This is a genomic window from Bradyrhizobium sp. (assembly GCF_017881085.1).
GTDB lineage: Bacteria > Pseudomonadota > Alphaproteobacteria > Rhizobiales > Xanthobacteraceae > Bradyrhizobium.
In genome coordinates, this window is the sequence record NZ_JADGRI010000296.1 from 1 (window position 1) to 6,791 (window position 6,791).

Genomic DNA, 6,791 nt, shown 5'->3' on the forward strand with positions numbered 1-6,791 from the left:
ATGGCCGCTGCTGGCACATGGGCAGTTGCCGGCTGAAGATCGCGCGCCGGCCACACGCCTTGCAGATGAAGCCGCTCTCGATATCGGACAGCCTTTTGGGGATAGCAAAAAGATACGGCCCCAGCGCGGGGAGCAGCTGAGGCCGTATTAGGGGACGTCGAAATTTTGGGGTCTCGACCATCCGAGAACACGCCAGATCGAATGTCGTTCCGAGGGAATGGCCAACAAAAAGTGTCGCCTTGGTGCGACTCTCTAAGGACCTCTTAAATTTTCAATGAGTTACTACTCAGGCTGCAGCCGCTTGCAGCCTGAGTAGCCGGGTGCTGTCTCTCTCACCTACCCCAGGGACGAGCGCTCGGCTATTTTGGCAGCTTCTGCGAGCCTGAGTCTGTGTCGCGCAGGACACACCCGAGCAGGTTCGTCTAGCGCTTAGAGGTGGGTCAGGGTTGTTCCGCCTGCTTGCCGCTCGGCGGTTTATAGCCCACTGGTTAGCCACGTTCTTTTCGTGATTTGCTTCGCACAACAGAAAAAACTTCATACAAAGCGGAATGAGCCCGGCCATAAGCAGGATGGCGGCTGGGATGCCGATCACGGCGACTGCATACATTTTAGAACCCGACGATCGGGACAATCGTTAGGCCTATCATTATGCCAATCGCGGCACGGGCGGAACGGAAAGCGCGGGCAATTCTGGATTTTCGCAGTGCTTACCGATAGCTTACCCGCATAGCGTTGCGGCCGACCTTGCGGCCTCTCTATAGCACAAATTATCCAATAATTTCACCATGGTGAGCGCGGAGGGACTCGAACCCTCGACCCCATGATTAAAAGTCACGTGCTCTACCGCCTGAGCTACGCGCTCACTTGCCGCGCTGTGTAGGGGTCCGCTTGGTGCGGGTCAATAGCGCGGCGACCGGCAAGACGGGGGGTGGGAGAAGCCGGATTATCGTGGTAACGCCGCCCGTTAGCCTGAAATCCTCAGGCGCAGGAGCGCACCGAAAACCCGTTTGCCTCAACTGGCTTCGGGATGAATCTTGGACGCCACCGGCTGCGAGCTGCCGACCACCGTCGGCATGGTCACCGGGCGCAGCCCGATCAGTTCGGCGGTCCGGACGCCGGTATTGCGCCAGAATTCGAACGCGTTGATGCGTGAATTCTCCAGGATCGCAATCGCCACCGCCGACAGGAACGGCAGGCTTTCCAGCACCAGCACGCCCGCGAAGATGTAGATTTCGCGCACTTCCTTGAAGCTGTTGGTGGCGACCAGCACGGCGGCGCCGACCAGCAGCAGCACGCCGATCACGGCTTCCCAGAACGCCTGGAACTCAATCGACATCCGCGACAGACCGCCCTTGGAGGTGCGGGCGAAAGCGAGGTGCTCGGTGATCAGCCCGTTGGCGACCGCGCGCGACACCGTCCACTGCACCGACATCGCCGCGATCATCGCGCCGAGCATCTGCCCCCATTTCACGGGCACCCGCAGCCGATACAGCGCCGTGAAATGCACCAGCGACACCACGAAGGAGGCGATGATCGGCAGCGTCAGGATCCTGTCGGGAATGGCGATATCGGCGAAGGCGACGATCGGCACCCAGATCAGGTTGAGGATCGCGACCAGCACGCCGAGGCTTTCGGCGCCGAGCCAGTTCAGCCAGCCGAGCGCGAATTCGTGCCGCTGCTGCGGCGACAACCGGCTGGCGCCCGGCAGGAACCGCCGCCAGTGCTTCTTGACGATCTGGAAGCCGCCATAGGCCCAGCGGTGACGCTGTTTCTTGAAGGCCTCGTAGGTGTCCGGCAGCAGGCCGTACCCGTAGCGGTGGTTGGTGTAATGCGTCAGCCAGCCGTGCTCCATGATGGCAAGGCCGAGGTCGGTATCCTCGCAGATGGTGTCGCCGGCCCAGCCGCCGGCCATATCCATCGCGGCGCGCCGGATCAGGCACATGGTGCCGTGCACGATGATGGCGTTTTCCTCGTTGCGCTGGACCATGCCGATGTCGAAGAACCCGGCATATTCGCCGTTCATGATGTAATGCATCAGCGACGTGTTGCCGTCGCGATGGTCCTGCGGCGCCTGCACGAGGCCGACGCGGGGATCGGCGAATACCGGCACCAGGTCCTTCAGCCAGTCCGGCTCGACCACATAGTCGGCGTCGATGATGCCGATGATCTCGGCATCGACCGCGGTCCGCTCCATGGCGATGCGCAGGGCGCCGGCCTTGAAGCCCTGCACCTTCTCGGCGTTGATGAACTTGAAACGCTCGCCGAGCGCGCGGCAGTGATCCTGGATCGGCTGCCAGAACGCCGGGTCGGGCGTGTTGTTGATGATGACCACGCATTCGAAGTTCGGGTAGTCCAGCCGCGAGACCGCATCGAGCGTCTGCTTGAGCATCTCGACCGGCTCGAAATAGGCCGGCACGTGGATCGAAACCTTGGGAAAGGTCACGCTGTCGCCCATCGTGGCGGGCGCCAGCGGCGCTCCCTTGACGATGAGCCGGCGCGGCTTGTGGCCGAAGGCTATCGCGGCGATCTCCTCGATCCGCGCCATCGCGATCAGCACCAGCGGAACCAAAAGGATCAGACCGAGCGTCAGCGCAAAGGCCGAGCCGAAAACGAAGTAGTGCCCGTTCCAGTAGGCGAACACGGTCGCGGCCCAGGCCCCGACGCCGTTCGACGCTGCCGTTAGCACCAGCGCCTGCATGACGGTCGGCTGCGCCAGCCGCAGGATCGGCAGCGACATCAGGATGCCGACCAGCACGGCGATGGTCGCGAGCTTCCAGTAGTCCGGATTGACGATCGGCCCGGTCCAGGCAAATTTCGGCTCGCGCGCGGCGTTCAGAATGCCCCAATAGGGACCGACGCCGCCCTCGAAGAATTTCCAGGGCTGATCGATCGCCTCGACGATGTTGTATTCCATGCCGATGGCTTCGGCGCGGCTGACGAAATTGCGCAGCACCATGGCCTGCTCGAACGGGCCGGGAACGGCATTGCGCAGATTGTAACCTTCGCTCGGCCAGCCGAATTCGGCGATCACGATCCGCTTGCCCGGGAACTGGTCGCGCAGCAGCTGGTACATCGAGACCGCCTGGTCGACCGCCTGGCCGGCGGTGAAGTTCTCCCAATAGGGCAGGACGTGCGCGGCGATGAAGTCGACGGAGTAGCCGAGCTGCGGATTGTCGCGCCAGATGTTCCAGATTTCGCCCGTCGTCACCGGGACATTGACGGATTTCTTGACCCGCTTGATCAGTTCGATCAGGTCGTCGACCTTCTGCTCGCCGCGATAGACCGTCTCGTTGCCGACGACGACGCCGATGACATTGCTGTTGCGTCGGGCGAGATTGATCGCGGAATCGATCTCGCGCTCGTTGCGGTCGGCATTCTTGTCGATCCAGGCGCCGACGGTCACTTTCAGGCCGAACTCGGCGGCGATCGGCGGCACCAGTTCGACGCCGCCGGTCGAGGAGTAAAGCCGGATCGCCCGCGTCAGCGGGGCCAGCCTTTTCATGTCGGCGCGGATTTTTTCGACGCTGGGAATATTGTCGACGTCGGGATGGCCGGTTCCTTCGAACGGCGCATAGGACACGCTGGGCAGCACACCCGTGAAGTCGGGGGCCTGCTGCTTTTCCCGGAACGCCCCCCACATCGCAGCGTGAACCGCGGTCACAAGCAGCACAACGGCGACGACGGCGCGCATCGCAACTAAACCATCTGGGGCAAATATGGCGGGGAAGCGGACCCGACCCCGAGATCCGACCGATTCAGCGGCAAATCGAGCATATCTCTGCCACGCGATTTAACAACTCTTATGACGCCGTGGCGTTTTCAGGGCGCGAACACTGCCAACCGAGAAAATTTCGGATCGTTCCGCCGCCGGTTCGGATTATTTGGCGGGCGCAGGCGCGGGCGGAGCCGCCACGGCTGGCGGAGCGCCCGCAGCGGGAGCGGCCGGAGCGTTGCCGGCGGTCGCGGGCGCGGCCGGCGAGGCAGCGGCAGCCACCTGCGGCTGCGCGTTGGGATTGATCCAGCAGGCGTGAACGCGGCTGTTGAGGGTGTCGGCGACCTTGGGATCGATCTGGGCGCCAAAACGGGTCAGGCAGCGGAAGGTCGCCTGGACGTGGCCGCCGGGACAGCCGAAGCGGTCGTAGAGATCGAGGTGCCGGAGCGCGGTGTCGATGTCGTCAAGCCACATCAGGCGCACCACGCGGCGGCCGAACCAGACGCATTCCGGGTTTCCGGCCGGGCCGTTGATGGCCTGCGCGGCTTCGGCGAATTCGTCGGTCTTGCGCTGATTGTCCTTGGCCACATCGGCCGGAGCCGCGTTGGCCGCCGGTTTGCCGGACTGGTCCTGGGCCTTGGGATCACCGCTCTGGGCGGCGGCGCTTCCGATACCGATCAGCAGTGCAAGCCCGGGGGCGGCGAGGTGGCGCAAAACCGCATTTCGAAGCTTGAACACCCGTCGACGCATAAATTCCCCGATTGGTTCCTGATCGCGCCCGGCAGGGCGCGGCTCGCGTTGATGCCGCCCAAATAGGTCCCCATTGCGGCGGAGACACGTGGCGGATTTCTGTGAGATTCCCATGACGGACATTTCGGATTTTGTCCAGTAAAGTCACAACTTTATCGCGTTGTGGTAAAGCCTCGGGCGCATGCAGGCCTGGGATTGCATTTGGGATAGCATAGAGCCTGCTCTTGGCAGATGGCCGGTGACCGGCTAATCGACGATCCCCGCCCGAAAGGATGGAACCGATTTCTCTTCGTACGCCGCTGGCGCTTCTCCTGATCTCTCTCGGTGCGATTGCCGCGGTGTGGTGGTGGCTGGCCACGCCGATTACGCTGTCGCGCGCGCCGATCGATCCCGACGCCAAGCTGATGTGCGTGTCCTATGCGCCGTTCCGCGGGGGCCAGACACCGCTGTCGCCGACGACCCACGTCGCGGCGGAACAGATCGCTGCGGATCTGGAGCAACTCGCCAAAATCACCGATTGCGTGCGGACCTATTCGATCGAAAACGGCCTCGATCAGGTTCCCGGGATCGCCGCCAAGGCCGGGCTGAAAGTCATCCAGGGCATATGGCTCGGCGGCAACCGGCTGAAGAACCTGGCGCAGATTGCCATCGCCGTGCGGCTGACCAAGGAATTCCCCAGCACCATCACCTCCGTGGTGGTCGGCAACGAGGTATTATTGCGGGGGGAAATGACCACGACCGATCTCGCCGGCACCATCCGCTCGGTCAAGGCGCAGGTCGACGTTCCCGTCACCTATGCCGATGTCTGGGAATACTGGCTGCGCAACCGCGAGGTCTATGACGCGGTCGACTTCGTCACCATTCATATCCTGCCATACTGGGAAGACTTTCCGATCCGCGCCAAATATGCCTCGGCCCACGTCGACGCCATCCGCCGGCGAATGGCGGTGGCATTCCCCGGCAAGGAGATACTGATCGGCGAAACCGGCTGGCCGAGCGAGGGCCGGATGCGCGACGGCGCGTTGCCGTCGCGCACCAACCAGGCCCGCGTCGTCTCGGAAATCCTCGATCTGGCGAAGCGGGAGAATTTTCGCGTCAACCTGATCGAGGCCTACGACCAGCCGTGGAAGCGCCAGCTCGAAGGCACGGTCGGCGGCTATTGGGGCCTGTTCGATTCAGTCCAGCGCGCGTTGAAATACCCGCCCGGCGTCGCCATCAGCAATTATCCGTTCTGGAAGCTGCAGATGGGATGCGGAATGGCGCTGGCCTTTTTCGTGTTCGGCGCCGCCTGGCTGACGCTGCGCCGCCGGCCATGGACGCCGCGGCTGGCCTCTTGGATCGCGGTCGCGATATCGGCGACCACGGCCGGAATCCTGCTTGGCGTTGCCGCCGACAAGATGTTCTATGAAAGCTACGGGTTTGGCGGCTGGCTTGGATGGGGCGCGCTGCTGACCGCCGGCGTGGCCTCGCCCTTGCTTGCAGCCAACGCGTTGATGTCGGGGCGGGCGCTGCCGACGTTCCTGGAACTCCTGGGGCCTCGCGAGTGGCGCAACCGATCGGTGCTGACGGGGGCCCTGGGCCTCGCACTCGCCGTGACCACATTGATCGGCGCCGAGACCGCGCTCGGCTTTGTATTCGATCCGCGCTACCGCGACTTTCCGTTCGCCTCCCTGACCATGGCGGTGGTGCCGTTCGCTTTCCTGATGCTGCTCAACCGCCCGCCGCAAGGCGTGCGTCCGATCGCAGAAGCGGTGTTCGCCGGGCTCCTGGCCGTGGCGGCGCTCTACACGATTTTCAACGAAGGATCGAACAACTGGCAGTCGCTGTGGACTTGCGCGATCTATTTCCTGCTCGCCGTTACGCTGTGGCAGGCGCGGGCCGTGCAAAGCCCAGAATGAGCAGGCCGATCGCAAGGCCTGACAACGCGATATTGTAAAGCACGATCCCGAACCCGGCGGCGATCAGCCCGCCCGTGAGCAGCACGATCGACGGACGGATGATGTGAAGCGCCGCGATGATCAGCGCTACCACGCCGAACACCGAATTGCGAAACAGGTAAGTCGCGAGAATCCGGGTCTTGCATATCATGGTCTGCAGACCGGCATCGCAGGCCAGCGCCACGCTCGAGAACTCGATCGCGAGATAGCGCAGATAGAGCGCGTAGCCGACGGTCAGGAAACCGACCACCAGCAGCCATTGCACCTGATAGGGCGTGAGCCGGAACGGAGTTTTTTTCATCTCGCGAATATGATCGGGATTGGCTGGCGGGACAAGCTGCGCAATCGGCGAGGCCGAAGCCGTCGCAAACAAGAGTGAGGAACCGATCCCA

At 63.2% G+C, this 6,791-nt stretch carries 4 protein-coding genes and 1 tRNA gene; 1 reads left to right on the top strand and 4 read right to left on the bottom strand.

The window, feature by feature from the left end:
• Positions 1–786 precede the first annotated feature (786 nt).
• The 3 genes from QZ213_RS22460 to QZ213_RS22470 form a co-directional block, all read right to left on the bottom strand.
• Positions 787–862, bottom strand: a tRNA-Lys gene (locus QZ213_RS22460).
• A 150-nt stretch (positions 863–1,012) separates the two neighbouring features.
• Positions 1,013–3,691 carry a glycosyltransferase gene (locus QZ213_RS22465; protein ID WP_291688286.1) on the bottom strand — a complete coding sequence of 893 codons (2,679 nt, stop codon included), beginning with the start codon at positions 3,689–3,691 and terminating at the stop codon, positions 1,013–1,015.
• 186 nt (positions 3,692–3,877) lie between these two features.
• Positions 3,878–4,462 (bottom strand): beta-1-3, beta-1-6-glucan biosynthesis protein, encoded by a 585-nt coding sequence (locus tag QZ213_RS22470; RefSeq protein WP_291688287.1) that lies wholly within the window; start codon positions 4,460–4,462, stop codon positions 3,878–3,880.
• A gap of 272 nt (positions 4,463–4,734) precedes the next feature.
• Between QZ213_RS22470 and QZ213_RS22475 the strand changes: the two genes are divergently transcribed.
• Positions 4,735–6,360 carry a beta-(1-6) glucans synthase gene (locus QZ213_RS22475; protein ID WP_291688288.1) on the top strand — a complete coding sequence of 542 codons (1,626 nt, stop codon included), beginning with the start codon at positions 4,735–4,737 and terminating at the stop codon, positions 6,358–6,360.
• Here the strand turns inward: QZ213_RS22475 and QZ213_RS22480 are convergent.
• Entirely contained in the window at positions 6,320–6,700 is a 381-nt protein-coding gene (locus QZ213_RS22480; protein WP_291688289.1) for a hypothetical protein, read from the bottom strand. The genes QZ213_RS22475 and QZ213_RS22480 overlap by 41 nt on opposite strands.
• Positions 6,701–6,791: the final 91 nt, after the last annotated feature.